Genomic DNA, 26397 nt, shown 5'->3' with positions numbered 1-26397 from the left:
TCGATGAACGAACATTTGCTGCTCATTCTCGGCGCCTGTCTGCTCGACGCGCTCCTCGGCGATCCGGTCTACCGGCTGCATCCGATCCGGCTCATCGGTCACTGGAGCCTGTTCTGCGAACGGGTGCTTTTCGCACGTGGGCTGAATGGACGCCTCGGCGGGGTGATCCATTGGGGGCTGGTGGTCGGTGCGGGGTTGGGGGGCTGGTTCGGCGTGCATCTCGGGCTGGGAGCCATCCATCCCTGGCTCGCGCTGGGCTGGGATCTGTTCATCGCCTACAGTCTGCTCTGCACCCGCGAGCTGCTCGAACAGGGCTGGCGCATTCTGCGCGATCTCGATGACCTGCCCGCCGTGCGCCGTCGGCTGTCGCTCTTGGTCGGACGTGATACCGAACCGCTTCAGCGCGATGGCGTGGTGCGCGCCACGCTCGAAAGTCTCTCCGAGAACCTGACCGATGGCGTGCTCACGCCGCTGTGGGCGTTCTGTCTATTTGGTCTGCCTGGATTGATTCTGGTCAAGGCGATCTCGACGCTCGATTCCATGGTCGGCTATCAGAACGAACGCTATGCGCGCTTCGGCTGGGCGGGTGCGCGCAGTGACGATCTGATCCACTGGCTGCCGGCGCGACTGTCGGTGCCGCTGCTGGCGCTCGCCGCGGCGCTGTTGCGCGAGCATCCCCGCCTGGCGTTTCGCGCCGCCTGGCGCTATCACGCCTTGCTGCCCAGCCCCAACTCCGGCTGGAGCGAGGCCGCTTGTGCCGGAGCGTTGCGGGTGCGTCTGATCGGTCCGGTCTGGCGTCAGGGTCAGCTCATCAACGAACGCTACATGGGCGATCCCGACTGGCCGGCTGATCTCGGGGGCGAGGATCTGCGTCGGGGGCTGCGATTGATCCTGGTCGCTTCGCTGCTTGCGCTCTGGATTGGCTTGGCGCCGCTTGTGTTCTCGCTCTGAAAGACGACGCTTAAAATCGGCTCAGAACCCGAATGGCGGTGCTTGCAGTGACTCCGTGAGACGCGGGAGCTCCAGATCCAAGGCTCGGGAGCGTTCCTGGGCCTTTGTCAGGTCGGCGTCAGACAGCAAACCACGGAGCTTGTTACGTTCGTCTTCGGCCAGATGATCGCCACGCGCGGCGGCGAGATTGAGCCAGACATAGGCTTGCTCCAGATCCTGAGTGACGCCGCGCCCCCGGGCAAACATCAATCCAAGTCGCTCCATGGCCAGCGCGTTGCCCTGCTGAGCGGCGCGCAGATACCAGTCGTAGGCCAGTCCATAATCCTGGATCAGTCCGCGTCCCTTTTCGTAGAGTGCGCCAAGCATGAACTGAGCACTGACGTGATCCTGCTCAGCGGCCTTGCGAATCCACTCGACAGCGTCGATCATCGCCAGGGGTTCGCTGTGCTGCCAAGCGCGCTGGACGATGTTCATGCCCAGCTGATACTGAGCCTGGGCCTCGCCATTCTCAGCGGCGCGATGCAGGTTTGGATTGTCTTGTTGCGACTCGTCATGGACCGCATGACTGATGGTTCTTTGATCGAGTACATAGGCCTTCTCGCCCGTATTGAGCTGGACCGGCTCACGACCGGGCTGGTTGAGTTCGACCCACAGCGTGGCGCCCAGGATGATGACGAGGGTCAGGAATCCCATGCCCCATTTTTGGATCAAAAAATAATCCCGTGCATGGAAGCGATGACCGCATTCGCGGCAGCGAAAGAGCCTGAAAAAGACTGGATACGTATTCGCATTCGTCCGCGATGAGAGTGGCTGGGTCGAACGGCGGACATTGCTGCTACCGCAATGTGGGCATGTTTCCATGGTATTTTTGATGCATGTCAACAAGTCAACTGACTTGAATTATGGATTTTGTGGCGGAGGATTTATGAAAACGATGCGGGACTTTTGTGGCTGGATGTCCCCCGAGCCCACGCCCGAGAGGGCGTCGCGCGAGACCCTGGCCTCCATCATGGCCCAGCGTGGCCAGACTGGCGATGGGCTGGACGTCCGCCATGCCGCTACCGGAGTGCTCGCGGCCACAGGTTCGCTGTGCAGTCTGGCTGAACGTGAGGGTGTGCTGGCGCTCATCTCAGGTCGTCCGCGTTTTGTCGAGCCACTCCGATCGGGTGAAGATGCGGCCACGCGCGTCCTGGAACTCTGGCGCGAGCGGGGCGCCGACACGCCCAGATTCATCCAGGGCAGCTTTACCCTGGCCATCGTCGACACACCTCGGCGCGAGGCGCTGCTCGCGATCGATCGCATTGGCATCGAAACCCTGGCGTTCGCCCAGGCTGGTGCGACCCTGGTCTTTTCCAATCGTGCCGATCTGGTTGCTGCCCATCCAGCGGTCGCGGCGGGTCTCGATCCACAAGGTCTCTTCAATTATCTCTATTTCACCATGGTGCCGGCGCCTGGAACCATTTTTCAGGGTGTCGAAAAATTGCTGCCCGCGCAACGGCTCCACTGGCGCGATGGTCGAATCGAACGCACATTTTACTGGCATCTGGCCTATCGTGACGAGCCGCGACACGATTTCGAGGAACAGGCCCGCGATTTCAGGCAGTTATTGCGCGACGGCGTCGAGCGGGCACGCGGTGATGATGAGGTTGCGGCCTTTCTTTCCGGCGGGACCGACAGTTCCACCGTCGCCGGTCTGCTCACCGATATTCAGGGCAAACCGGCGCGGACCTATTCGCTCGGCTTCGAGGCCGAGGGCTTCGACGAGATGGAGTATGCACGGATCGCGGCGCGGCATTTCGGCTTGGATAGCCGTGAGTACTATCTGACGCCTAAGGATGTGCTGGACATCATCCCGCGCGTCGCCCAGCAGTACGACGAGCCATTCGCCAACGAATCGGCTGTCTCGGCCTATCTGTGTGCCAAGCTGGCCGCTGACGACGGCTATCGGGTCATGCTCGGCGGTGACGGTGGCGACGAAATCCTCGGCGGCAACGAGCGCTATGCCAAGCAGAAGATTTTCGAGTTCTACGGCCGGATTCCGGGCTGGATCCGGGGTGGACTCATCGAGCCGTTTGTGTCGCTGCCTGGTATCGATCGGGTGATGCCGACGCGCAAACTCAAGAGCTATGTGCGCCAGGCTAATGTGCCCTTGCCCGATCGGATGGAGGCATACAACTTCTTCCATCGTCAGCCGCTGGAAGCCATGTTTACACCTGAGTTTCTGGCCCAGGTCCACCCCGGTCAGCCCTTGGTTCTGCTGCGCGATCCCTATCAACGCGCCGATAGCCAGCATTTCATCAACCGCATGCTGCATCTGGATCTCAAGTTCACCCTGGCCGACAATGATCTGCGCAAGGTCTCGGCCATGACCGAGGCCGCCGGGATCGAGGTTCGCTATCCGCTGCTCGACGATGCGCTGGTCGAGTTCTCGGGGCAGGTGCCGCCGGATTGGAAGGTGAAGGGGAACTATCTGCGCTGGTTCTTCAAGCGCGCGCTCTGGGACTATCTGCCCAGGCCGATCCTCACCAAATCCAAGCATGGCTTTGGGTTGCCGTTCGGGATCTGGCTCAGGGATGATCGGGCGCTTGCTGAGCATGTGCGCGGGCGGTTGGCGGATCTCGGGCGGCGCGGCTGGCTGCGGCCGGACTATATCGCTCAGATTCAGTCCGATCATCAGGCGCTGCATGCGACCTATTTCGGCAAGATGATTTGGATGATGCTCATGCTTGAGGAGTGGGTGGCGAAGTGAAACGGGTGCTTGGTCTCATCCCGCTCGGTTTCGGGATCTGGATCCTGCACGATCTTCCATTCGCCCATTGGCCGTTGCTGCTGGGCGCGGGCGTCTATCTCGGTCTATTGCTCTGGCGCCCGGCGCTGTGGCTGATTCTGCTGCCGCTGCTGTTGCCGGTGCTGGATCTGCGTCCCTGGACGGGGCGGATCTATCTCGATGAGTTCGATGCTCTCGTGCTTGTCACGCTCGCGGCCTATCTGTTGCGCGACCGCTATGTGCCTTCGTTCGGGGCGATGCGGCCGCTGTCGAGGGTGCTGCTCGTCCTCTTCGTCGGACTCGTGGGGCTGTCGCTGTTCCGCACGCTCTATCCCTGGCCCGAGGTCGATGCCAATAGCTTTGCGAGCTATTACAGTCCTTTCAACGCCTTGCGGGTCTCTAAGGGATTGTTCTGGGCTGTGCTGCTCTATCCGGTCTGGGTGGTCGAGGAGCGACTCGATGCGGCGCGCGCGCGACGCTTTTTGTTCCTTGGGATGTCGCTTGCCGCACTGGCCGTGTTTGCCGTCGTACTGTGGGAGCGTGGCATCTATTCGACGCTCTTGTTCTGGAGTGACATCTACAGTCCCATTAGCGCGCTGCTCGATTTCTCGACCCCTTACCGGGTCACGGCTCTGTTCGCGGACATGCACACCGGCGGCACCGCCATCGATGGCTGGCTGCTGTTGACCCTGCCATTCGTTGCGACGGCCTTTCTGAGCGCGCGTGGACTCTTGGGGGCGAGTCTGCCTGGAATCGCGCTGCTTGGTCTGCTCTACACGGTCTTCGTGACGTTCTCGCGTGGCGTCTATCTTGGCGTCTTCGTCGCCATGGCTGTCGCGCTCCTGGTGCTGGCGTTTCAGCGACGCGCCACGATTCGAGCACGCGACATCCCGCTCGTTGCATCGATTGCGCTGACGATGGTCGGCCTAGCCTATATCGCCTTTCGCAGCGGCGGTTCCGTAGCCTTGGCCTATACCTTGACGGCCTTCCTGAGCGGCGCGCTCATCATGATGATCCCAGGTCCGGCTATTTGGGGTCGCTGGCGGTCGGTGGCGATGGTGATCCTGACAGCGGCCTTGACCCTGCTCGGCACCTGGACGATCCTCGACCGGAACTATGGATTTCTGCCCTTGCCGGCGGTGTGGCAAGCCATGCTCTGTATTCCACCCGCCGCGCTCGTCGGTGTTTGGATTGGGCGTCGCCTGGCGGGAAGGCTTGCACTCCAGCAGTCGGGAATGATCCTGGCTGTTTTTGCGGGCGTTCTGTTTATGCTGACGCTCAGTCTGTTCGGCTATCGCATGGATACGCGCCTGGCCACGGGTTCGCAGGATTTGCAACATCGTCTGGAGCACTGGCAGACCGCTGCCTCGATCATGGATCGCGATCTGGGCACCCGGCTCCTGGGGCAGGGTGTTGGACGTTTTCCTCAGACCTATTACTTGATGCACCAGGATCCAGCCACCGTTGTCGGATTCAGAATCGAGGACGATGGCGCGCACCGCTCGCTCAGGCTGTTTGGCGGACCCAACATTCGGATCGGCCAGCGTTTGTCGCTAGAGCCTCGGCAACCTTACTGGCTGTCGCTATCTCTCCGGACGGACGAGAACCCCAAACCTGTTCAACTGGAGTTGCGGATCTGTCATCGGCATCTGGTTCCGGCGAATGAATGGAATCCAACCTGTGCGACATTCAACCAAAGGATTCAGCCGAATGGCACCGACTGGACGCGCATCGAGCAGACCTTTGACGCGCAGGGACTGGGTTCATTCAAAGGCGCTCAGGAGGGTTGGCTGACGCTCGAGATCGCCAACCGTTCGGCGGGTCGCTGGATCGACATCGACACCCTCTCGATCCTGGATGCAGCTGGACAGGAGCGCGTCGACAATGGCGATTTCGCGCGCGGCTTTGACCGCTGGTTCATGTACTCGGACTTCGATCATCTGCCCTGGCATATCAAAAATCTGTGGGTCCATGTCTACTTCGAGCTTGGACTCATCGGACTCATTCTGTTTAGTCTGATCGCCCTGGCGGCGCTAATGAAAACGGCCCGCTCAGCGGCCGGCATGGATCCATTCGCCTTGGCGCTGCTCGTCTCCTTAGCTGGTTTTTATGCCGTCGGCGCCTTTGGCACTATCATCGATTCACCGCGCGTCAGTGTGCTCTTCTGGCTGACCACCTTGCTGGCCTTGGGGCACACATCCATTGCACGGCCTGCCTTGCAGCCAGTTCCGGTCGCTCAAGCGGCGGCGGCTCAACCCGGATTCGCTGATCGCAGACGCAAGCTGATGCTCATAACCTTGGTCATGGCGCTCGGCGCGGGCCTCGCGGTCATGGTGCTTGCTCAGACGATGCGTTTTTATGACGTAGATACGCGGCAGTTGGTGACCAAGGTTTTGGAGCGTTATGAGATCGAACTTCCGTGGCTCGAACCCTGGCTGCGTCCGCCGCCGCGTTTTTCCGATGTCGCCCTGGATGGACGCCAGCGCTCCACGCATCCGCGCATTCTGTTGCCTGAACTCGCTGACTGGGACGGTCGTGGTCTGGCGCCCGCGATCAGGACGCGCCAGGAACGCTACGCTGTCGTTGGCCTCGATCCGGGACGCTATCCACCTTGCGGTGGTTCCGGAGCACTGCGACTCGCGGTCTGCTGGATTCTCACAGGTGACGAGGAGGCTGGACGACAGGGACTCGAGGCGCTGAGCACCTTTGAGCCAACTCCACCAGGTAACTCTGGAGACTATGGCAATGGCTGGGAGCTGGCCTGGGCCTATGATTGGCTTGCGCTCCATCCCGATCTGTCGGACTCGACACGCCGCCGGGTTCAGGCTCAGTTGGCCGCACTCCTGCCCAGCTATCTGGAGCAACTCGATGGTCGTGGTCCATCGCTGTGGCATGGTCGTGCGACCCTGGCGGCGACGGCCTGGTTGATCGCCGTTGCACTCGATGCCGAGACCCCCGGGCAACAGGAATTGATTCGCCGCGCCCAAGCCCATTTCCGCGAGGCCATGGCCGCGCTCAGGCTCTCGGAAGGCTGGCCCGAAGGCTACAACTACTGGATCAATTCGCGCGCCTTCCTGTTGACCCTGGCCGCTAGCGCCTATCTCAATGGGTTCGAGGATACGCAGGCGGCACCTGAGATGCGCCAGGCGCTCGAGCGTATTGGGCTTTGGACGCTCTACATGACGCGCCCGGATGGGCGCGTCGAGCTGACAGGCGACGAAGGCCCTAGGGTCGACCTCAAGGACGAAACGCGCCGGGTCATCGATCTCATCGTCCAGCTCACGCGCAGTCGTGTGCTATCGAGCTACTCGCGCTGGCTGGAAGCCAGACATGGAACCGAGAGTTACTATCGTGACTATCGCTGGGGCTTCCAGCTCTTCAACGACCCGACAGTGTGGCCGCTGGCATCTGTTACATCAGGCACGCTGGATGGCTTGCAGGCCGTGCTGCCCAGCGCTGACTGGTTTGGGCCGAAGGCGTTCAATCAGATCGTGGCGCGTAGCGGTTGGGGAGCGGACGACACCCTGCTGACCCTGCGCGCTGGCCATAGCCTCACCCATCACGGTCACTACGACGCCGGTCACTTCACGCTCTTCAAGGGCGCGCCACTGGCGATCAGCAATGCCACCTACCGGGGCGATATCGCGGCGCCCAATCGGCTCTACTACGGTATCCGCACGGTCTCACGCAACTCGCTGCTGGTGCTGCGTCCGGATGAGCGCATCCATCCATCGCCGCTTGTCGAGCGCAACGTCATCGACGGCGGACAGCGGATCGTCATGCCGACTGGGAGCTCGGTTCAGGGCGTCGCGGATTGGCTGGCTCAGATTGGTCAGGGGCGGCACTACGAAGGGGGTGTGATCCGTACCTATCAGCTCATCGACGACCGTTTGTTGTATATCGAGGCAGATCTCACCGGAGCCTATGACAACAGCGACTACGACACCCAAGACCGAGGTGGCAAGGTGGAGCGGGTCGCGCGCGCGCTGCTCTATCTGATCGATGAGGATCGAGTCTTTGTGTTCGACACCGTCGAGTCAACCGATCCCAGCTATACCAAAAAGTGGCTGCTGCACCTGCCGCAACGGCCGGATATCCCAAATCTGCACGTCAAGCTGGGGAGCGAGAACGCGGGCATCCTGGAAAGTCCGTCTGAACGCCTGTCGATGGTCAATGGGCGCGGTAAGCTGGATCTGGTGCGGTTGGCACCCGAGGAGGCGGTGACTCGACTCGTGGGCGGGAAGGGGTATGAGTACTATGTCGAGGCTGATGGCGATGAGCAGGTACTCGATGGCCTCAATTTTGGCCAGGATTCTCTTAAGGCGCGTTGGTTTGACAATGGACTCTGGCGGATCGAGATCCAGCCCACACAGCCGAGTCGGCTGGATCGATTTCTGATCGCCTTGACCCCGAGTCTGCGCGGAGCGAATCCGAAGCCTGTCGAGCCGTTACGCCTGAACAGTGGCGAGGCGCTTGCGGCCTATACGGATAAAAGCCTGCTGCTCTTCGACATCAGCCATTTCAGAGAGCCGGTCCAACTAGACATTCCGGGCCAGCAGACGCGGTTACTGGTCACCGGTGTATCCATCGGTGATCAGTTTGAGGTCGACCTTGGAGATCGACAGGAAACCGTGTCGGTCACACAGAGCGGATTCATCGAACTCAGCCTTGACGCTCAGGCTAAACAGATTTCGATTCGGCAGCGTCCGTGAACAAGCGCTCCAAAATCGCCGCGATGCGCGGGCCGGTTTGGCCGTCCCATTTCTCCGGAATCGCGCCCTGTTTCCATTCACCGGCAAAGAGCCGGTCTAACGCTGGTCCGAGTTTGGCCGGGTCGGTGCCGATCAGCTCATTGGTGCCGATAGTTACGGTCTCGGGGCGCTCGGTGGAATCGCGCAGGGTCAGGCAAGGGACGCCCAGCAACGTTGTTTCCTCGGTGATGCCGCCTGAATCCGTGATCACCGCCTTAGCCGAGCGCACCAGATAATTGAATTCCAGATAGGGCTGCGGATCGACCAGCCGGACGTTCGGCGGCACTTCGACCAGTTCGCGCAAGGTCTTGGCCGTGCGGGGGTGTACCGGAAACACCACCGGCAAGCCGCGTGTCCCGGTGCTGATCGCCGCCAGCAGGCGCGCGAAGCCTTCGCCCTGGTCGACATTCGCTGGACGATGCAGCGTCAGCACGAAATAGCCGCCGGCCTGCAAGCCCAGTTCCCCCCAGAAGGGCGGCTGGCGCAGACGTGGCAGATTGGCGAGCAGACTGTCGATCATGGTGTTGCCGACGAAGAAAATCCGTTCGTCCTCGATGCCTGCCCGGCGCAGATTGGCGTTGGCCACTTCACTGGTGGTGAAGAACCAGTTGGTGATGGCATCCGTTACCATCCGATTGATCTCTTCGGGCATGGTCCAGTCACCCGAGCGGATGCCCGCCTCGACATGGGCGACCGGGATGCAGAGCTTCTGTGCTGCGATGGCGCAGGCCATGGTCGAGGTCACGTCGCCCACCACCAGGCACACCTGGCTCGGCGCCTCCAGCAGCAGGCGTTCGTAGCGGGTCATGATCGCGGCGGTCTGTTCCGCTTGGCTGCCCGAACCCACCTCCAGATTGACATCGGGTTTCGGGATCCTAAGTTGCGCGAAGAAGTCACCCGACATCCGGGCATCATAGTGCTGACCGGTATGCACCAGACGATAGCGAAGTGTGCCGCCGGCAGTCTGGCGTGCTTCGAGCGCGCGGATGATGGGCGCGATCTTCATGAAATTTGGCCGCGCGCCGGCGATGATGTCGATCAAGGGCATGGGCGTTCCTGTAGTGTTTTATGCACGCGGGTAAGGGTCTGACCTCAGACAAGCACCTCGACCGCGGGCAGATGTCCCAGGAAGGCTGTCGGACTTGCAGTCAAGCCGTAAGCCCCTGACTGCATGACGGCGATCAGATCGCCTTCACGGGCGTGACCGAGCGGCATTTTATCAGCCAGTAGGTCGAGTGGGGTACAGAGCGGACCGACTACGGACGCTGTTTCGGGTTCTTCGCCCGACTCGACCCGATTGGCGACCAGCACCGGATAATTTTTGCGGATGATCTGCCCGAAGTTTCCGGATGCGGCCAGATGATGGTGCAATCCGCCATCGGTGACCAGAAACACCTGACCGCGCGAGAGCTTGCGCTCGACAACCCGACAGATATAGAGACCCGCCTCGCCGACGATAAAGCGCCCGAGTTCGATGATCAATTCCGTATCCGGCAGCGCGCGCCGGGCTGCCGGCAACAATTCGGACAAACGTTCACCCACGGCGGCGAGATCCAGTGGTTGCTCGCCGGGGAAGTAGGGGATGCCGAAGCCACCGCCGAGATTGAGTGCACGCACCGGGGAGGGTGCCTCTAAGGCCAGGCGCATGGCGAGTTCGAGCGTTTTCTCCTGAGCCTCGGAGATGGCCTCGGCGCGCAGATTCTGCGCGCCGGAGAAGATATGAAAACCGATGAACTCCAGATCCAGGTGTTTCATTTCGGCCAGCACGGCTGGTACCCGCTCGGCATCGATGCCGAACTGTTTGGGGCCGCCGCTCATCTTCATGCCGGCTGATTTCAGCTCGAAATCCGGATTGACGCGCACGGCGACTTTGGGCCGGATGCCCAGTGCCTCACCGGCCTGAACGGCGGCCAGCAACTCGCGCTCGGATTCCAGATTGATCACGATACCGGCGGCAATGGCCTGGCGCAGCTCGGCGGGACTCTTGGCTGGACCGGCAAAGCTGATCTGATTCGGCGGCATGGGTGTGTCGAGCACGGTCTTCAATTCGCCACCGGAGGCCACGTCGAATCCATCGACCAGGCCGGCCAGATGCTGGACCACGGCCGGCATGGGGTTGGCCTTGATCGCGTAATGCAGATGGATCTCGTCCGGCAGGGCTTGTCGGAGTTGCGCGATGCGCGCGCTGATCAGGGCGCGGTCATAGGCATAGAAGGGCGTGCGTCCGATGCGCTCGGCCAGGCGGGCGATGGGAAGGCCGCCGATGACGAGCTGATTGTCGCTGACTGGAAAACTCAACGGCGCGGTGTGGCGGATCGAACTCATGGCGGCGATTCCCGGGCGTCAATCGTTGGCGTTGAACACATCATCGAGCCGATTGGCGTCAAGAATCCGCTCGGCCCAAGCTTCCAACTGCTCGGTGTCGGCCGCCCGTAATCGCGCCCGAGTGGCCACGTCGAGCGGACCGAAACGCTTTATCAACTGGCGTTCGAGCAGACTGCATTCACCTTCTTGTCGTCCTTCTTGCCGACCTTGCCGTCGGCCTTCCTCAAGCCCTTGGCGTTTCCAGTCTTCAGTCCATTCGATGACGCTTTCGGCGAGCATGGTTTTCACCTCCAGTAGGTCGGCAATTGCGGGTAAGTCGACTCCGGGCAGCCGTCCGGGCAGCAGCACGCGCTTAATCCAAACCGTAAAAGCGCGGCGCAGACTGGCCTGCTCAGGCGCGGCCAGCCAGTCGATCAAAGCCGAGACAGCGTCGTGGAGCGGCCCCAGCCCCTGGCTTTTTTCCAGTCTGAATAAAGCGGCTACCAGGTTTCTCAACGCCCAGGGCGCGCTTTCGTCGATCGCTCCCTCGTCCAGCAGCAGGTACTTCAAGTGTGGGGCGTAATCACGCAGATGCCCCGGTGCGGGCTCGATCAGGTCGAGTAGCTCGGTGGCCGCCGTCCAGCGGGATTTGCCATTGTAGAGCACGATAGGGAGTACAGGTGGCAGCTTGCCGGTTTCGGTCGTTGCCTGCTGCTTGATGAGATCCTGATACAGCAACCCGAGATAGGTGAGCAGGCGCACCGCCATGTACGGATCGACGGTGGATTGGAACTCCAGCAGGAGATACAGGTAGAGCCAGCGGTCACGAAAGCGCACGCGCCACAGGATGTCATCCTCGCGATCGCGCAGGTCGTCGCTGACATAGCTGCCGCTGACCTGCTCCAGGGTATCGAGGTCCAGTTCGGCGACCCAGGGTTCGTCGATGAAACCCAGCAGCAAATCACGCACCATTTGCGGGTGCGAGAAGAGGAGTTTATAGCTGGGATCGTGGGTGTTCATGCTCTGGAGTCGCCATCCTGAAAAAGATCTTCCAATTCGAGGCTCCGCCGCTTGCGGTCGATCTGGCCGTTGGGATGGTGTGGCAGGCGGTCATGGCGGACGAGGATCCGCGCCGGAACCGGCGGTACCGGATCGCCAGTTGATAGCCATCAAGCCGCGAGACCGATCGGCTTGATCTGCTCAAGCGTGTCTCCGAGTGCGTCCTTCGCGCATTCTAGTTCATAGCTTTGTTGCAGGTTCATCCAGAGTTCGACTGATGTACCAAAGACACGCGCCAGACGCAGTGCCGTTTCCGCCGATATGCCGCGACGTTCGCGCACGATTTCATTGATGCGCGCTGGAGTCACGCCCATGGCGCGCGCCAGGGCATTGCTGGACAGTCCCAGCGGCTGCATGAACTCCTCACGCAGAATCTCGCCGGGATGTATGGGGGGCAGCTTTTCGGTCATGACGATCGCACCTTTAGTGGTAGTCGACGATCTCGACATCCGTGGGGCCATCGGTGGTCCAGACGAAGCACAGACGCCACTGGTCATTGATGCGAATGCTGTGCTGGCCAGCGCGATCTCCCCTCAAGCCTTCCAGACGATTGCCGGGCGGCACACGCAGGTCGGACAGGTCGAAGGCCGCATCCAGATAACTGAGCTTACGCCGCGCCTGGCTCTCGATATTCACGAAGCGCTTGACACGTTGACGCTCGAACAAGCGTCGCGTGTCAGCGCATTTGAATGACTGGATCGACATGCCTTGATCGTATATCGATAACCAATATGACGCAACAGGTGGTTCCTGCCTGCCGGCTCAGGGCCAATAATCGGCGTTCAGCAAGTCATCGACACTGTAAGGGCAATCGGTGGGAAAGTTGGCAGTGTCGATGCCGGTCTCGAAACTCGCCAGATCGACGGCGTCCTGATGAGCCTCGCGGATTTCTTCCTCAATGAAGCGCTTCAGGCTGGGCGAACCCTTGAGCAACTTGAGGATATCCTTGCGCTGGACGCGGATCGTTCCGGCCCAGCTCGCTGAGCGTTGCTCGGGTTGATAGTGCCATTTCAACAGATGACCGATCAGAATCCGTAGCCGTCGATACAGTTCACGACGCTCATTGCCCATCTCGGCCTCTAGCTCTTCGGTCAGGTGCTCGATGTCCAGGGCATCCAAGCGGCCTGTATGCAGCAAGTGGACCTGCTGCTCCAGCCAGCTTAGGCGGTCCGTGTCATGTAGATTCGGTTGCATCGAACAGACCCTCTAGCTCGGTTCCCAGCCGCTTACGGTCGATCTTGCCATTGGGATTGCGTGGCAAGGGTTCATGGCGGACGAGGATCCGGGTCGGGACCATGAAGGCTGGGAGTCGCTTCTGACATTCGGCCAGGATCACGGCGCTGGTCTCGTCGTCATGATCGGGTGTATAGGTGATCAGGACGACCGCCTGCCCCAAAACTGGATGCGCCACGCCAACGGCTGCGACTTCGGCGATGCGCTGGGTGGCGTAGACGACCTCCTCGACTTCGGTCGGGCTGATCCGATAGCCCGAGGTCTTGATCATTTCGTCGCGACGTCCGACGAAATAGAGATAGCCATCTTCGTCCATCTTGACGGTGTCCCCGGACCAGACCGCGATCTCGGGGATGGGTAAGCCGGGGGATTGACCTGGTGCCGGTTTGAAGCGCTCGGCGGTCTTTTGGGCATCGTTCCAGTAGCCCAATGAAACATGGACGCCGCGATGAACCAGTTCGCCCGGCTCGTCCGGAACGCACGGGCTACCGTCCTCGCGCACCACCAGGATCTCGGCGTTCGGAATCGCCTTGCCCATGGAGCCGGGGCGCTGGTCGATTTCGTCGGGTGGGAGGTAGGTCGAACGGAAGGCCTCGGTCAGGCCGTACATGAGATAGGGTTTGGTGCGTGGCAGCTTGGCGCGCAGGCTTGCCAGGGTTGCTGCGGGCATGGCGCCGCCCGAGTTGGTGATGTAGCGTAGATGCTCATGGACGGATTCCGGCCAGTCCAGATCAGCCAACTGAATCCAGAGCGGCGGCACGGCGGCCAGGCCGGTGATGCGCTCGCGGGCGACGGCGCGGATGACATCGCGCGGTAGCAAATAATTCATCAGGACCGCGCAGGCACCGACATGAAAGGCTGTGGTCAGTTGGTTCAGGCCATAGTCGAAGCTCAGGGGCAAGACCGATAGGATTCGGTCCTGGGCGTTGTTCTCCAGGTAGGTTGAGACACTGGCTGCGCCCGCGACCAGATTACGGTGTGACAGCACTACGCCCTTGGGGCGGCCGGTACTGCCGGAGGTGTAGAGGATCGCGGCGACATCGGAATCGATGACACGATGGGGCTTGAAGGTCGTGCCTGGACCGAATGACGACTGTGCCGCGTCCCAGCTTATCAGTTTGACCGGGCTTGAATCGGCGTCCTCCGGCATCTGTCCGATGACCAGAATGGCATGCAGATCTGGGCAAAGGGGTAAAACGGGACGCAACAAAGCGAGTCGTTCAGTGGATGTCACGAGGAGGCGGACATTGCAGTCGGCTAGGATGTGCGCGACCTGTTCAGCCTTGAGCAGTGGATTCACCGGCACGAAGACACCGCCGGCGGCGGCGGCGCCAAAGAGCGCGATGACGGTCTCCGGGCGCTTTTCCAGATAGACCCCGACCCGTTCGCCCCTGGCGAGTCCCTGATCGATGTATAGGCTGGCGAGCCGTTGAATCGCTTCGGACAGCTCCCCATAGCAGAGGGAGAGACCGCCAAAACACAGTGCTTTAGCGTCAGGCGTTTGTTCAGCCTGATCAAATGTCGAGCGATGAATGAGTTGTGTCATGCAAGCGCACCTTGGCGGGCTGAGTGAAGGTCGTCATCAACGGGCCTCGGCATCCACATCGACGATGATCTCTGGGAGCGAGCGACCCAAGATACAGTAGTGCAATCCGCCGACACCGTAGGAAATCTGATGTTGCCCAAGCCGCCAAAAAATGGCTTCACCCACCTGTCGCGCCCCCATGGCCGCATGTGCTCGCCACGAGCGCTCGTTCAGGGTGTCGATGCGGCTGGCGGTCCACTGAAAGCCATGCTCCCGCAGCCAGGCATTGGCTGTGTCCCAGAGCAGCACGAAGGTGCGAGTCAGTCGCATGTCTTCGGCAACATAGACATCGAAATCCCAGGCTACTCGACCCACGGGGTACGGTATGAAGCGGCAGTGAACCTCGTCCTCTTGGTAGGGGCCAGGCACGATCCAGAGACAGCCTACAGGCTGTTCTTTGGAAAAAGCCACCCAACAAATCGCCCCCTGACGATAGCGGAAGTCGATGATGGAAGTCGGGCGGGGAAACCAGCCTGATTGGTACTCTTCCGGGCCAATAGCACGAATCTTTAGTCCGCTAGGTGGCCGGGTGAGCAGGGGATGTGGCGGAACCGGCTGTGCAACCAGGAGATAGCGAAATCGCCGAATCCCGATCAGGGCCAGCGCTCGACGCATTAGATAGTAGCGACCCGTAGCAGAGCTAAGATAGGAGGCGAGCTTGCGGATCAAGGACATACACTCATATCCGAAGTTTCCAGTCCTGGTTTCAGAATTTGAGCCAAACTGCACGAAATCTTAGCGCACGTTTTGGCAAATGATACTAAACTGCCTTAAACTCTCCCGACTATGCCCCAAGCCGTAGGTGCTTCGCAAGCCATGACCGTTTTTGTTACTGTAAAAAACTTATTGATTCAAACACTTCAGCTTGGACCGCGCGGCGAGTCATTGACTGATGCTTCGCCCTTGCTTGGCGCCATCCCTGAACTGGATTCCATGGCGGTGGTGGGCATCATCACTGCGTTGGAGGAACACTTCGGCTTCATGGTCGACGACGACGAAATCAGCGCCGATACCTTCGCCACTCTCGGTTCACTCGTGGCGTTTGTCGAGCGCAAACTCGCCTAGGCCCTGCATCGTGTCGGCCCAACAAAACATCCGCATCGAGCCGTTTTTTCTTCCAAGTGAGGCGGGTCGACTGTTTTGCGTCAGTATCTTGCCAGCGGAAAACACACCTCGTGCTGCGCTGCTTTACCTCCCCCCCTTCGCTGAAGAGATGCATAAATCCCGCCGCATGTCTGCTTTGCAGGCGCGAAGACTAGCGATGGCAGGTTATGCGGTGCTACTGCTGGACTTGACTGGCTGTGGCGACAGTTGGGGAGATTTCAGCGATGCGCGTTGGGATCGTTGGGTTGACGATGCGCTTTGTGCGGTCCGCTGGATGCGCGAGACAAGCGGGGATGTACCACTCCTGCTTTGGGGGCTGCGCCTGGGTGCAGTTCTCGCCGTTGAGGTGTCCGCTCAATTGCCGGAAGTTGGAGGCGTCATGCTATGGCATCCTGTGACTAACGGCGACCTTTTTCTCAATCAGTTTCTACGCATCAAGCTCGCTAGCGAGATGTTGACTGAAGGTCGTGCACAAACCGGGACTCGGCAGCTGCGCGAACGACTCAGGGTCGGCGAACCAGTAGAGGTTGGTGGCTATATGCTATCCCCATCACTCGCCAAATCTATCGGATCCTTGCGCCTGGACACTATGACACCACCGAGTCAGTCCATTTGGATCGATATCGTCGCTGATGCTCAGAGTCCAGTGCCGCCAGCTAGTGATAAGACTGCAAAGAAATGGGTTGATCAAGGATGTCGTCTGTTATCGATTCGCGTAGAGGGAGACTCCTTTTGGCTTACCCAGGAAATTACCGAGTGTCCAGGGTTGCTGGAAACGACGCTTGATGCCGTGACGCGATTCTTGCCATGAGTTTTTCAGAATGGCCTGTTGTGTTTGATTGCGAAGGCGAGCGCTTGGTTGGAGTGATTACTAAACCACATGAGCAGACATGCAAAACGGGGGTTCTTATCGTGGTCGGCGGTCCACAATACAGGGCTGGCAGCCATCGGCAATTTACCCTTCTAGCGCGCGAGCTGGCAAAATTTGGGGTTGCTAGCTTACGTTTCGATTATCGAGGGATGGGTGACAGTGAAGGCGATAAGCGCTCTTTTACCGAGATCAACGAAGACATACGTTGTGCTATTTCTGAGTTCTTTTTACAGGTTCCCACTTTAAGTGCGGTGACTTTATGGGGGCTGTGTGATGCGGCCTCGGCAGCATTGCTCTACGCTAAACAAGATGTGCGTGTTTCAAATCTTGTTTTGCTCAATCCTTGGGTGCATACCGAGGAGTTAGCTTCTTACACACGTCTTAAGCACTATTATTTAACTAGATTTCTTAGCATCTCATTTTGGCGAAAATTGTTTTCCGGGGGGGTGCGAATTCATTCATCTTTTCAGGAATTCTCATCGTCTCTTCGTCGCACATTTTTTCCGAAAAGTAAATCCTTGCTGTTCGATAGCTCTGCGCGTAGTGGTAATAGGTCTCAAGTAGCTAGTAATGTAGGGCATACGAATTTTATTGAGAAAATGCAAGTCAATTTACAGCAATTTCGCGGAAATGTGCTTTTTATACTTAGCGGAAATGACCTTGTTGCGGCAGAGTTCTTAACGCTGAAACAAAAAAATCTAGCGTGGCGGAAGGTGCTGAGGCGAGATAATGTTGACTGGCATTACGTGCCGGATGCTAACCATACATTCTCAAGCGTAGCCTGGCGAAATGAAGTGGCTCTGGTTACCTATGAAGCAGTGAGAAAAATTTCTTTTTTTAACAATTGATGCAATAAAGTTATGAAATGGTTGTCACGGTATTTTGCAACGCCTGCGCTGAAGCGATTCTCTAGTTTTATGGGCAAATTTTATTTTAGTCAGGTCTCTGAGTTTAGTCATATGTCCGAGTAGCTTTTATGGGGCTGCATCGCTCACCCTCACGTCAGCTAAAAATATCGAATGAGGAACCGTATGAAGCGTAGCCTACCCTTTAAGAGCGCGGTCTTGCTCGCCGGCATCCTTACGATAGCGACGAATCAAAGCTATGGTGATGGCATGGTTAGTACCATGGCCGATGTTGTTCGTCTTCCGAAATATTGCTGGGGAACACAGCTTATTCGCAATATTACAAACGACCCGGTACCCATCAGCAAATATGTCGAAATATATGGCAAATCGTACATGCATCTCCATCACTTCTGCTGGGGACTCGATTTCGAATACCGCGCCATGCGTTCTTTAAATCAAGTAGAAAGGAATTTTAGACTTAGCCAAGCTCTTGGCAACATTGATTATGTCTTAACGTACAACCGCGACCCGCATTTCGTTTTTCTCCCCGAGATCTATACCGCTAGAGCCCGCATCCTCTTCATGCAGCAAGAGAACAGCGAGGCCGTCAGGGCCCTCCAGCAGGCCATCGCCCTCAAACCGAGCTATGTCCCGGCGGTGAGCCGTCTCAGCGGCTATTATAAATTCGCGGGCGATAACGCAAAGGCCATGCAGGTGCTGAAGGAGGGGCTGCTCCATTCACCCAACTCGAGTCTGCTCAAGAAACGGTTCGCCGCCCTGAGCTCGGGCGCAGATGCGCAGACACCCACCGCCAGTAAGCCGGACTGAACCCATGCTCGACGTATTCTTCACGGTCGACACCGAAATCTGGTGCGGCGCCTGGGACAATCTCGACCGGCGTTTCCCGGAGGCGTATCGCCGCTATGTCTACGGTCCGACCCGGCAGGGAGAGTACGGCCTGCCGATGACGCTACGCATCCTCAATGATCATGGCCTGCGCGGGGTCTTTTTCGTCGAACCCCTGTTCTCGCTGCGCTTCGGGGCGCAGCCCCTCCAGGAGCTCGTAGGGCTCATCCGCGACGCCGGCCATGAGGTCCAGCTCCATCTGCATACCGAATGGGTCGATGAGGCCCCGCAGACGCCCGCGCTGCCGCGCGTCTCGCAGAAGATGCAGTATCTGCGGCTTTTCAATCTAGCCGACCAGACTGCCCTCATCCGCTGCGGCAAGGATCTGCTGGCGGGCGCCGGCGTCACAGACCCCCTCACGGCCTTCCGGGCCGGCGGCTTCGCCGCCAACTTAGATACACTGCGCGCCGTAGCGGTGAACAGCATCAGCTTCGAGACCAGCTATAATCCGGCCGCGCGGATCGGGGTCGCCGATATCGCGCCTGGACGGGTGCTGGTCCAGCCAGAATCCATCGCCGGGGTCTCGGTGTATCCAGTGACGGTCTTTCGTGATGGTCTGCGCGGACGCCTGCGCCATCTCCAGCTCACCGCCTGCTCGTTTCGCGAGATGGCGCAAGTCCTGAACGGTGCGGCCGAGGCGGGCTGGCGTGCTGTGGTCATCGTCTCGCACAATTTCGAGCTGCTGAATCCGGCCAAGGACCGGCGCGATCCGATCGTCGTGCGGCGACTGCAGCAGCTGTGCCGCTTCCTCGACCGACATCGTGACCGTTTCGCCGTGCGTGGGTTCACTGGCCTAGGGTCGATGGCCGCAAAGCAAGTCGACCTGCAGCCCGCACCGCTCCATGCCTCACCCAGGGCGACGGGGCAGCGCTATCTGGAGCAGGCGGCGCGGCGCCTGCTCTGATGACACGCCCCAGCTGACCCCTGGCCCGGCTGTTTTTGTAAAGAACTGAGGCATCGGGAGTGACAGCAATTGTGGCCAAGGCTTCTGAACGTTTCGAGATTGCTCGAGTATTGTGCATCTTTCTATTGATATACCGGCACATTCAGATCGGCAAGCCGATCGATGTCCTGACTCAGGCCTAAGGTGCACCATGTCGATTACGGCCTTGATCACCGTTCGTTCACTTTCAGTGCTAAGCTTCAGGGTGTCCGATCAAGGTTCTGATCCGTGTTGTCAATACCGCTTTACTTTCGGATAAGGCGAATGCGTTTACCCCGCCCGAAAGGGCAGAGGTGAATCACGGTGGCTATGCGTTGCCAACCGGCCTTTTCGAATGCGCGGATAGATGGATGATTGGAGTGCCAAATGCGTGCGTAACAGCGGCTTTTGCCTTTTGCTTGAAGCTCGACGCAGGAGTGGATAATCAGGGCTGTGGCTACGCCTTTACCTCGCGCTTCGGGAGTCACAACGATTTGCACCAATTTGGCCTCGTCGTTCTGCAGGGGCCAAAAATTCCGCTTGCGGTAACGCTCGCCTTCCCAGTAACAGCAAACACCAAGGATATTTTCCTGTTCGATGTAGGCATAGACAGTCGCCCCGTCTCCGGCATAGCCAGCCTGATCTCTGAGATCCGGCGATGTTGCTCTGCTAAGGCGCTTGCCATCTACTTTTTCGATACGGGTAGCGTCAGGCAGGGCTGATTTATTACTCCGCTCCGAAGATTGGTAGATGCGGTAAATTTCATAGTCGCCGGCGAAAAAATGTGCGAATCGTTTCAGCAGCGAGGTTCTCATGATTGCTTGAAACCGAAACGAATCAGGTGTTTAATTTTCTGGCGTAGACCTAAGCGATCAACGATATCGCCCACCCAGGCAGAGAAGCTGCTCATAGCTCGGTGACCAGCGACAAGAAGCCGATTTTTCAGCGTCGGGCGGAAAAAAAAAGCATTAGCTTCTTCGACTTGGTTAGATGCGAACTGCCGTTTGTGATCACCATAGCCAGTGGTGAAGTCGAACAGCTGGTAGCGGTTTTCTTGGAATAAAGACTCCAAGGCTAGCCACTGCAGTACAGTGCCGGCACTCCACTTTCCGTACTCGGGCAGATAGCCGAGATAGTCATAGGTCAGGACGTCTTCGTCCGAGCGCAGATACAGGTAAGCAATCGGCTTGCCTTGATCGAACAGCAAATAGGCCCTGGCGTTGTCCTTCGCGGCGTCTTCCAGCATCTGTTTCTTGAATTGATCATCGCCAGCGATGCCGCCCTGAAACAGTTTTTCCTGGTAGGTGTTGGCTGATACGGCAAGTGCTTGAGTATGGAACTCCGCTATTTCGTCGGGGCTGCGATAGATCTTCCAGTCGATCTCACCGCCACATTTTTCCCGAAACTTCTTGATTTTGCGGCGCAGCGTGGAACGCGACTTAGAGGAGCAATTACGCTGGATATGGTCATCGAAACTGCCCTCCAATTCAATGTAGAAACGGGGGGAACGGGAAAATACATAGCAGAGTGTCGTGCTTGTCTGTTCACTAAATTTAACAATCATGTTGGCTGGCAGACCGCGCAACATCACGGCGCTGCTGCCTTCAGGAATGGTAATTTCTGGCGGCTCCGCCTGCGTAGACAGGCGCATAGTTTCCCTCAGTGTGAGCTGCCGGGCACACACCTGAATGCGGACGGAGAACAGCGTCAGCTCGCTGAGCTGAAAGCGGAGTTTGTAGTCGGTTTTTTGGCAATCCAGCTTCAACGGTAGGCTCTTTTGATCAACTGCGTTGGTTTAAAATTTCAAATTTGTGCGATAAGATGATGATCGAATCCCACTGATTGTCATGCGCATGATTCAGAGTAATTTAAAACTCCGCGAATAAGCAAGAGTCTAGTTGCAGATGCCGGTAGTGATTGGGGTGGTCGCAGTAAACGATTAGCGGGGTGCAACAGTTGCGTCTAAAAATCATAGTATCTTCCTGGCGCGGTGTCGCCGGCAATATTCCAGATTCGTTGCTGTATCGAGCGATCTATTTCTGTTTCCCATCGCCGGCTCGCCGATAACGGATTCCGTGTCAGGCTGTAATAGCCTTTGACGTCTTTGGCTGTGCTGCTGGCAATGAATCGTTCAGTTTGTAGGCTCCAGTTCAGGTTAGTAAACTGGAATGCTTGGCGGGCCTCCATGATTGGATCAGCGCAAAAATCTTCATAGCGTACGATGCAGACCTGAGAGAGGCTCGATACCTCAGAGATGGCATGCTCGTAATATAATACCCAGCGCCAAGCCAATCGCTCTACTGGATCTAATTTTTTTAAGCTATCGATCGTCAGGCCGAACTTCGAGGATGAGGGAGCGGCGAGCAGAGGCTCGAAGAGTCCATAATCCTCGGCAGCCGAATCAAGACATTCGAACTGCTTGCCTGTTTCACCACGCAAGGTCGATGCGACATAGCCACATGGATGGCGCAATATCAGAAGCGACCTCGAATCCGGGGCAAGAGTTGCGATCAGGCCGATTCGTCCTAAAGATTCGATTGATTTCCAAGTCAGTCGGATTTGTGGGTGGCGCTTAGTGTTGAATAATTGTGGGACATAGCTGCGGCCAAGCACTTTGGCGCTTGATTTTGCCAAATAAATCATTGCCCCCTGAATAAGCTGGGCAGACGGGGAAATGTAAGATTTCGGGAATATGGGAAGGGATGCACAAGTTTTCTCATCGCGCAAATGTGAGACGCACTCGAGAAACTTCTGGAAATCATTATTATGAGATTCTGCGTTCGCCCTTTGAGCAAATAACGGAATCGCATTCAATCGCCCTCGACTGTCTGGTTCATGGCGATAGAGAACATCAGGATGGCTATCAAAGATCTTGGCGATCCATGTCGTTCCAGAGCGTGGCATCCCGGCAAGAAAAATAAATGAGCCTGGCGTGCTGATATTTGTGTCGGTTTTATCCAATTGACTGCATCCTGAAAGGTTGATCGACTTTAGGCGCTTATAATTTTCCTTCGCAACATACCCAAACATGATTAGGGGAAGGGCGCCTACGGCAGTACCTTGGCGTCTTCACCTCCCCTGCTGGATGGGCTAGGGCAGGGTGAACGGTTACGATATCATTGATGCATTAGATTGCGAGACAACTGCATCGTAAAACCCCAAGAATTATGTGTCCAAGGAGAGAACCTTGGCAATTGATAAGGGTCGGTCTTCCGGCTGGCGGCCCCCCAAGCGGTCGATACCGCCCCGATAAACCCGAGCTTTTTGGCAAGGTCGGCATCGCGAGGACTGTAGTCTACTCCAGGTTTGCCATTGGGATAGGCGAACACGCGGATCTCAGTCTTTAAGCACTCCTCAAGCCAGTGTTTGCCCTCGGCTATCTCCTGCTCCGCTTCATAGTCGGAGAGTCCGGCGAGGATCGGGTGGCGTCGCGTATGGGCCCCGATCTCGACTCCGGCTTGGTGTAATGCTTGAAGCATCTCAGTGGTGAGCATCAGGTCTCGTGGTAGATCCGCGATGTCGACCTTGAGCCGTGCGACAATCGCATCGACTGCCTGTGCTCTCGCTGTGACAGACAAATATTTGACTTTTGGCAATATATGCTTGATCAGTGCCACTCGAGACGACAGGTCCATCAATTCCTGGTCGGCTAGACCCAGTCCGAGTTGGCTGAGTTCATAACGCCCTAGCGGAGCCCGCCGAGCGGCCTCGATAATGGTGTCGTTGAACATGCGACCACCATTCAGATAATCGGTCGCGACGAAAACAGTGGCTGGGAGCCCATAGTGCTTAAGTATCGGGGTGGCGACCGTTAGGTTATCGGCGTAGCCGTCATCGAATGTGATACACCCAGCCCGCGCGGGGAGTGTGCCACTGCGCAGTCGCTCTATCGCTTCGGATAGAGGGAGTATATCGAATATTTTTCTAAATAAATCAATGATATCAGCAAATTTTTGGGCGTAAATGAGATCTGTCTGGAGAAGATCCGGTTCTGCAAGGACGCGATGGAAGATCAGGATCGACAACTTCGCTTTCGCACCTGGAGGCGACAAGGCACGAATGATGGCACGATACGTTGATATAAAGACGAAGTCGGGGGATATCATAGTGTCTTGGTTCTGTTGGTTTCCCCTAATGATACTACCGGTAGCAATCGATGACAGTCCTTGATTATCTCCTTGGAGATTGCGATGATGATGGGCTTTAAAATGTGGAGATCGCCATGCCAAGTCGAGCGAGCCAGGGTTCACCCCGCGTCACGGTGGCAATGACGACTTATAATGGTGCGGCCTACCTTGAGGAAACGATCGAAGGGATACTCAATCAGAGCTTCACCGACTTCGAATTTCTCATCGTCGACGATGGCTCGAGCGATCAAACATTGGAGATCATCCACTCCTATGGCGATCCGCGCATCCGCTGTCTCGTCAACGAGCAAAATCTCGGGATCAGCCTGAGCCGCAACCGGGCAATTCGCGAGGCACGGGGTGAGTTCTTCGCGCCGACCGACCAGGATGATATCAGCCTACCACGTCGATTGGAGACACAAGTCGAATATCTTGACCGCAACCCTGGGACCGATTTGGTTTCCACGACCGTTGATCTCTTGCGCGACGGGCGACGGCAGCGTGATTCAATGCGTGCGCTGGATCAGCCCGTATTGGTGCACATGGGACTCTTCTTTGGGCGGCACAATGTAACCTACTCGGCGATTTGTGTCCGATTGGCGTTTCTACGCCGCCACGATCTTTTCTTCGATCAGGCATTTCACTACGCCGAGGACTTCGATCTCTATCTGCGAATCGCCAGCGTTGGCCGGCTGGTCACCCTCGACCAGCCCATGGTTGTCTACCGCAAACATGGCGAAAATACCAGTATTCGCCAATATAAGACCATGACAGCGAACGGCCAGCGGTCGCTGGGGCGCGCCTACGGAGAATTGCTGCAGCGGACACTCAGTGATGAAGAAGTTGAGCGGATCTGGCGAGTGCTGGTCGAACGACGTCCAGCCGCTTCTTTGGACGAGATGGACCAGATCGGTGGCATCATGACTGAAGTGTTGGCGGCATTCATGACTCAGCCCGGTTTGGTGGATCATGAACGACAGGCTCTTCGCGAACTAGCGTCCCAAGTCTGGTGGTCAGTCGTCGTTGCGTCGGGAAATCGTCATTTAGGATTTGCTGCATTGGCGCAATTGGCAAGGTATTCTGAACTCAGTCACTGGCGGCCGACTTTGTTGGAGCGCTTATCAACCGAGCTTAAGATTGCAGCGACTTTTTGGCGCCGTCAGTGATCACGATCAGCTTATCGCCCATTTCCATCATCGCCAAATTTTGAATACCTTCACCATTTCTGTGTCGATCTAACCCTTACCAGTACCAAGTTCGCTGCCTCTTGCATAGAGGTAAATAATCTGCGGACGGTTGCTGAGTCCTGCTGAGTTCTAAAGATGTCAGAGCCCAAGCGGCAGCCAGAAAAATATCAGAATCTCTCGGGAGAGGTCATTCGCGGTGCGGCCTGGATGGTGAGCATGCGTTGGGTGATGCGCCTCATTGGTCTTGGCAGCACCGTCGTTCTTGCGCGGTTGCTGGCGCCAGAGGATTTCGGGCTGATCGCTATGGTAGCCCTGGTCACAGGGTTCTTGACCATTTTTGCGGACGCCGGCGTCGAGCTTGCAGTGATTCGTTTGCCTGAACTCACTCCAGTGCACCTGAATACGGCATGGACGATTCGCCTAATCCTCAAGACGATCATCGCCTTGGCGATCATCTCCGTAGCCGATCCCGCTGCACAATTCTTCGCAGAAGACCGCCTCTATCCAATTCTGCTAGTCTCCGCTGGTACGGTATTCATAGATGCCTTTGGCAACATGGCTTCGGCGACATTCAGGCAGCAACTCCTCTTTCGCAAAGATTTTATTTATAATCTGATACCTCGGGCGATTGGCGCGGTTGCGACGATCATCCTCGCGATAATTTTTCGCAATTATTGGGCACTGGTGATCGGCACCATCTTTGCGACATTAAGTCGAATCGTGACGGGATACGTCATGTCAGACAACCGTCCTAGCCTGTCGTTGCAGGCTAGAAAAGACATTCTAGGTTTTTCCTTGTGGATCATGATCCGGGATCTTGCGAATTTTTTTCGCACACAGTTCGACCAACTGATTATTGCACGGTACTTCGGCGCGCAGACGCTTGGTCCTTATTATTTGGCAGGTGATGTGGCCAACATGCTCTCCTCGGAGCTTGTGCAACCTTTAGGTCGCGCGCTTCTTCCAGGATATGCCAAAGTAGCCAATGACAAAGAGCGCCTCCAACGATCTTATCGACGTGTTGTGGGGGCATTTGCGACTTTCACGCTTCCGATTACGATGGCTTTGGCCTTTGTCGCGGAGGATTTTGTAACGATTGTCTTTGGACCAAAATGGATTGAAGTCATACCCTTGTTGCAGATACTGATTATCGGGGCTGCCGCGAGCAATATTTCATCTGCTGCAGGCCCCTTGCTTATGGCGCTCGGAAAAGCACGAGAGGTTTCTTTGATACGTGTTGGCGAGGTAATGCTTTTGGCATTCACGCTATGGTTTGCCGCACAGTTCGGCGAATCGATCACAGCGATCGCTTGGGCGAAGACAACCACATCTTTATTATTTTTGCCTTTGATGTTGTATATTGGCGCGGGCAATCTTGCAAAGTTGTTCGAGATTTCACATGCTTTTATTAGGCCGCTTATTGCAACTAGCATTATGGTTGCTGCCATGATTGTTTTTCATCAAGATTCGCTGTCGGCGTTTTTGCGCACAGGACTTGATCTGATGATTGGTGGATTTGTTTACATTATTTCCATATTATTTTTATGGCGGCTATCGAAACATGAAGCAGGTATAGAATTTGAATTGGTAGAATATTTTTCTAAGCGATTTCCTTTATTTGGAACTGCTCTTTATTTTGTTACAGGTTATTCTTTGGATAAAAAAAATTTTTATAGAAATTTACACTAACGACAATTTTTAGTTTAGTTCAAGAAACGTCATTTTTAGGTGCGGTTTCATCCGCACCTAAAACACAATGACGCATCTCATTCTGGACGCGGT

Annotated in this window: 23 protein-coding genes; 10 read left to right on the top strand and 13 right to left on the bottom strand. The window is 57.2% G+C overall.

Annotated features, from left to right (window positions below):
- The first annotated feature begins 3 nt into the window (after positions 1–3).
- A complete protein-coding gene (gene cbiB, locus GJ668_RS08920) occupies positions 4–951 on the top strand; it encodes an adenosylcobinamide-phosphate synthase CbiB (RefSeq protein ID WP_155449808.1) in 948 nt (315 codons plus the stop codon).
- Between the two features lie 21 nt (positions 952–972).
- On the opposite strand, the gene GJ668_RS08915 is transcribed toward cbiB, so the two are convergent.
- Positions 973–1644 (bottom strand): tetratricopeptide repeat protein, encoded by a 672-nt coding sequence (locus tag GJ668_RS08915; RefSeq protein WP_186342991.1) that lies wholly within the window; start codon positions 1642–1644, stop codon positions 973–975.
- 262 nt (positions 1645–1906) lie between these two features.
- Here GJ668_RS08915 and GJ668_RS08910 point away from each other — a divergent pair, with 262 nt between their 5' ends.
- Both GJ668_RS08910 and GJ668_RS08905 read left to right on the top strand, forming a co-directional pair.
- Positions 1907–3700 carry an asparagine synthetase B family protein gene (locus GJ668_RS08910; protein ID WP_246194745.1) on the top strand — a complete coding sequence of 598 codons (1794 nt, stop codon included), beginning with the start codon at positions 1907–1909 and terminating at the stop codon, positions 3698–3700.
- Complete coding sequence (locus GJ668_RS08905) at positions 3697–8430, top strand: sulfite exporter TauE/SafE family protein (protein WP_155449805.1); 4734 nt, start codon at positions 3697–3699, stop codon at positions 8428–8430. Before GJ668_RS08910 ends, GJ668_RS08905 begins: the two co-directional genes overlap by 4 nt.
- On the opposite strand, the gene wecB is transcribed toward GJ668_RS08905, so the two are convergent.
- The 8 genes from wecB to GJ668_RS08865 form a co-directional block, all read right to left on the bottom strand.
- Positions 8399–9517, bottom strand: coding sequence for a non-hydrolyzing UDP-N-acetylglucosamine 2-epimerase (gene wecB / locus GJ668_RS08900; RefSeq protein WP_155449804.1), 1119 nt, complete (start codon positions 9515–9517; stop codon positions 8399–8401). The genes GJ668_RS08905 and wecB overlap by 32 nt on opposite strands.
- A gap of 44 nt (positions 9518–9561) precedes the next feature.
- The gene (locus GJ668_RS08895) at positions 9562–10794 is read right to left on the bottom strand and encodes a pyridoxal-dependent decarboxylase, exosortase A system-associated (RefSeq protein ID WP_155449803.1); all 1233 of its coding nucleotides are present in this window, start codon (positions 10792–10794) and stop codon (positions 9562–9564) included.
- Positions 10795–10812: 18 nt separating this feature from the next.
- A complete protein-coding gene (locus GJ668_RS08890) occupies positions 10813–11793 on the bottom strand; it encodes an Rpn family recombination-promoting nuclease/putative transposase (RefSeq protein ID WP_155449802.1) in 981 nt (326 codons plus the stop codon).
- 149 nt (positions 11794–11942) lie between these two features.
- Positions 11943–12242 (bottom strand): HigA family addiction module antitoxin, encoded by a 300-nt coding sequence (locus GJ668_RS08885; RefSeq protein WP_155449801.1) that lies wholly within the window; start codon positions 12240–12242, stop codon positions 11943–11945.
- Positions 12243–12255: 13 nt separating this feature from the next.
- On the bottom strand, positions 12256–12537 hold the full coding sequence (locus GJ668_RS08880; protein WP_155449800.1) for a type II toxin-antitoxin system RelE/ParE family toxin: 282 nt from the start codon (positions 12535–12537) through the stop codon (positions 12256–12258).
- A gap of 57 nt (positions 12538–12594) precedes the next feature.
- Complete coding sequence (locus tag GJ668_RS08875; RefSeq protein ID WP_155449799.1) at positions 12595–13026, bottom strand: DUF29 domain-containing protein; 432 nt, start codon at positions 13024–13026, stop codon at positions 12595–12597.
- On the bottom strand, positions 13007–14611 hold the full coding sequence (locus tag GJ668_RS08870; protein WP_155449798.1) for an acyl-CoA ligase (AMP-forming), exosortase A system-associated: 1605 nt from the start codon (positions 14609–14611) through the stop codon (positions 13007–13009). The genes GJ668_RS08875 and GJ668_RS08870 overlap by 20 nt, the downstream gene beginning before the upstream one ends.
- Before the next feature lie 36 nt (positions 14612–14647).
- Complete coding sequence (locus tag GJ668_RS08865; protein ID WP_155449797.1) at positions 14648–15325, bottom strand: GNAT family N-acetyltransferase; 678 nt, start codon at positions 15323–15325, stop codon at positions 14648–14650.
- A 141-nt stretch (positions 15326–15466) separates the two neighbouring features.
- Between GJ668_RS08865 and GJ668_RS08860 the strand changes: the two genes are divergently transcribed.
- The 5 genes from GJ668_RS08860 to GJ668_RS08840 all read left to right on the top strand — a co-directional run bounded on the left by GJ668_RS08860 (position 15467) and on the right by GJ668_RS08840 (position 19283).
- A complete protein-coding gene (locus tag GJ668_RS08860) occupies positions 15467–15715 on the top strand; it encodes an acyl carrier protein (protein WP_155449796.1) in 249 nt (82 codons plus the stop codon).
- A gap of 10 nt (positions 15716–15725) precedes the next feature.
- A complete protein-coding gene (locus GJ668_RS08855) occupies positions 15726–16565 on the top strand; it encodes a hydrolase 2, exosortase A system-associated (RefSeq protein ID WP_186342990.1) in 840 nt (279 codons plus the stop codon).
- Positions 16562–17473: a hydrolase 1, exosortase A system-associated gene (locus tag GJ668_RS08850; RefSeq protein WP_155449794.1), complete on the top strand. Its 912-nt coding sequence runs from the start codon at positions 16562–16564 to the stop codon at positions 17471–17473. The genes GJ668_RS08855 and GJ668_RS08850 overlap by 4 nt, the downstream gene beginning before the upstream one ends.
- 216 nt (positions 17474–17689) lie before the next feature.
- Positions 17690–18301 (top strand): tetratricopeptide repeat protein, encoded by a 612-nt coding sequence (locus tag GJ668_RS08845; RefSeq protein WP_186342989.1) that lies wholly within the window; start codon positions 17690–17692, stop codon positions 18299–18301.
- A 4-nt stretch (positions 18302–18305) separates the two neighbouring features.
- Positions 18306–19283 carry a polysaccharide deacetylase family protein gene (locus tag GJ668_RS08840; RefSeq protein WP_155449792.1) on the top strand — a complete coding sequence of 326 codons (978 nt, stop codon included), beginning with the start codon at positions 18306–18308 and terminating at the stop codon, positions 19281–19283.
- Between the two features lie 284 nt (positions 19284–19567).
- On the opposite strand, the gene GJ668_RS08835 is transcribed toward GJ668_RS08840, so the two are convergent.
- The 4 genes from GJ668_RS08835 to GJ668_RS08820 all read right to left on the bottom strand — a co-directional run bounded on the left by GJ668_RS08835 (position 19568) and on the right by GJ668_RS08820 (position 23326).
- Positions 19568–20116 carry a GNAT family N-acetyltransferase gene (locus GJ668_RS08835; protein WP_155449791.1) on the bottom strand — a complete coding sequence of 183 codons (549 nt, stop codon included), beginning with the start codon at positions 20114–20116 and terminating at the stop codon, positions 19568–19570.
- A complete protein-coding gene (locus tag GJ668_RS08830; protein WP_155449790.1) occupies positions 20113–21066 on the bottom strand; it encodes a GNAT family N-acetyltransferase in 954 nt (317 codons plus the stop codon). Before GJ668_RS08830 ends, GJ668_RS08835 begins: the two co-directional genes overlap by 4 nt.
- 197 nt (positions 21067–21263) lie before the next feature.
- Positions 21264–22262 (bottom strand): sulfotransferase family protein, encoded by a 999-nt coding sequence (locus GJ668_RS08825; RefSeq protein ID WP_186342988.1) that lies wholly within the window; start codon positions 22260–22262, stop codon positions 21264–21266.
- Positions 22263–22417: 155 nt separating this feature from the next.
- Entirely contained in the window at positions 22418–23326 is a 909-nt protein-coding gene (locus tag GJ668_RS08820; protein WP_246194744.1) for a polysaccharide deacetylase family protein, read from the bottom strand.
- A 197-nt stretch (positions 23327–23523) separates the two neighbouring features.
- Here GJ668_RS08820 and GJ668_RS08815 point away from each other — a divergent pair, with 197 nt between their 5' ends.
- On the top strand, positions 23524–24594 hold the full coding sequence (locus tag GJ668_RS08815) for a glycosyltransferase (protein WP_155449787.1): 1071 nt from the start codon (positions 23524–23526) through the stop codon (positions 24592–24594).
- Between the two features lie 156 nt (positions 24595–24750).
- Positions 24751–26304, top strand: coding sequence for a lipopolysaccharide biosynthesis protein (locus GJ668_RS08810; RefSeq protein ID WP_155449786.1), 1554 nt, complete (start codon positions 24751–24753; stop codon positions 26302–26304).
- Positions 26305–26397: the final 93 nt, after the last annotated feature.

The organism is Allochromatium palmeri, from assembly GCF_009720725.1.
GTDB classification, from domain to species: Bacteria; Pseudomonadota; Gammaproteobacteria; order Chromatiales; family Chromatiaceae; genus Thermochromatium; species Thermochromatium palmeri.
Note: the sequence above shows the minus strand (reverse complement) of the source record. Positions and strands in the feature narration are given on the sequence as shown.

Excerpts from the sequence above, each read along its gene's own strand:
- GJ668_RS08835 (WP_155449791.1), bottom strand. The coding sequence starts at position 20,116 with ATGAGAACCTCGCTGCTGAAACGATTCGCACATTTTTTCGCCGGCGAC.
- GJ668_RS08885 (WP_155449801.1), bottom strand. The coding sequence starts at position 12,242 with ATGACCGAAAAGCTGCCCCCCATACATCCCGGCGAGATTCTGCGTGAG.
- GJ668_RS08895 (WP_155449803.1), bottom strand. The coding sequence starts at position 10,794 with ATGAGTTCGATCCGCCACACCGCGCCGTTGAGTTTTCCAGTCAGCGAC.
- GJ668_RS08850 (WP_155449794.1), top strand. The coding sequence starts at position 16,562 with ATGAGTTTTTCAGAATGGCCTGTTGTGTTTGATTGCGAAGGCGAGCGC.
- GJ668_RS08890 (WP_155449802.1), bottom strand. The coding sequence starts at position 11,793 with ATGAACACCCACGATCCCAGCTATAAACTCCTCTTCTCGCACCCGCAA.
- GJ668_RS08875 (WP_155449799.1), bottom strand. The coding sequence starts at position 13,026 with ATGCAACCGAATCTACATGACACGGACCGCCTAAGCTGGCTGGAGCAG.
- GJ668_RS08870 (WP_155449798.1), bottom strand. The coding sequence starts at position 14,611 with ATGACACAACTCATTCATCGCTCGACATTTGATCAGGCTGAACAAACG.
- GJ668_RS08865 (WP_155449797.1), bottom strand. The coding sequence starts at position 15,325 with ATGTCCTTGATCCGCAAGCTCGCCTCCTATCTTAGCTCTGCTACGGGT.
- wecB (WP_155449804.1), bottom strand. The coding sequence starts at position 9,517 with ATGCCCTTGATCGACATCATCGCCGGCGCGCGGCCAAATTTCATGAAG.
- GJ668_RS08815 (WP_155449787.1), top strand. The coding sequence starts at position 23,524 with ATGCCAAGTCGAGCGAGCCAGGGTTCACCCCGCGTCACGGTGGCAATG.
- GJ668_RS08910 (WP_246194745.1), top strand. The coding sequence starts at position 1,907 with ATGTCCCCCGAGCCCACGCCCGAGAGGGCGTCGCGCGAGACCCTGGCC.
- GJ668_RS08840 (WP_155449792.1), top strand. The coding sequence starts at position 18,306 with ATGCTCGACGTATTCTTCACGGTCGACACCGAAATCTGGTGCGGCGCC.
- GJ668_RS08860 (WP_155449796.1), top strand. The coding sequence starts at position 15,467 with ATGACCGTTTTTGTTACTGTAAAAAACTTATTGATTCAAACACTTCAG.
- cbiB (WP_155449808.1), top strand. The coding sequence starts at position 4 with ATGAACGAACATTTGCTGCTCATTCTCGGCGCCTGTCTGCTCGACGCG.
- GJ668_RS08915 (WP_186342991.1), bottom strand. The coding sequence starts at position 1,644 with ATGGGATTCCTGACCCTCGTCATCATCCTGGGCGCCACGCTGTGGGTC.
- GJ668_RS08810 (WP_155449786.1), top strand. The coding sequence starts at position 24,751 with ATGTCAGAGCCCAAGCGGCAGCCAGAAAAATATCAGAATCTCTCGGGA.
- GJ668_RS08880 (WP_155449800.1), bottom strand. The coding sequence starts at position 12,537 with ATGTCGATCCAGTCATTCAAATGCGCTGACACGCGACGCTTGTTCGAG.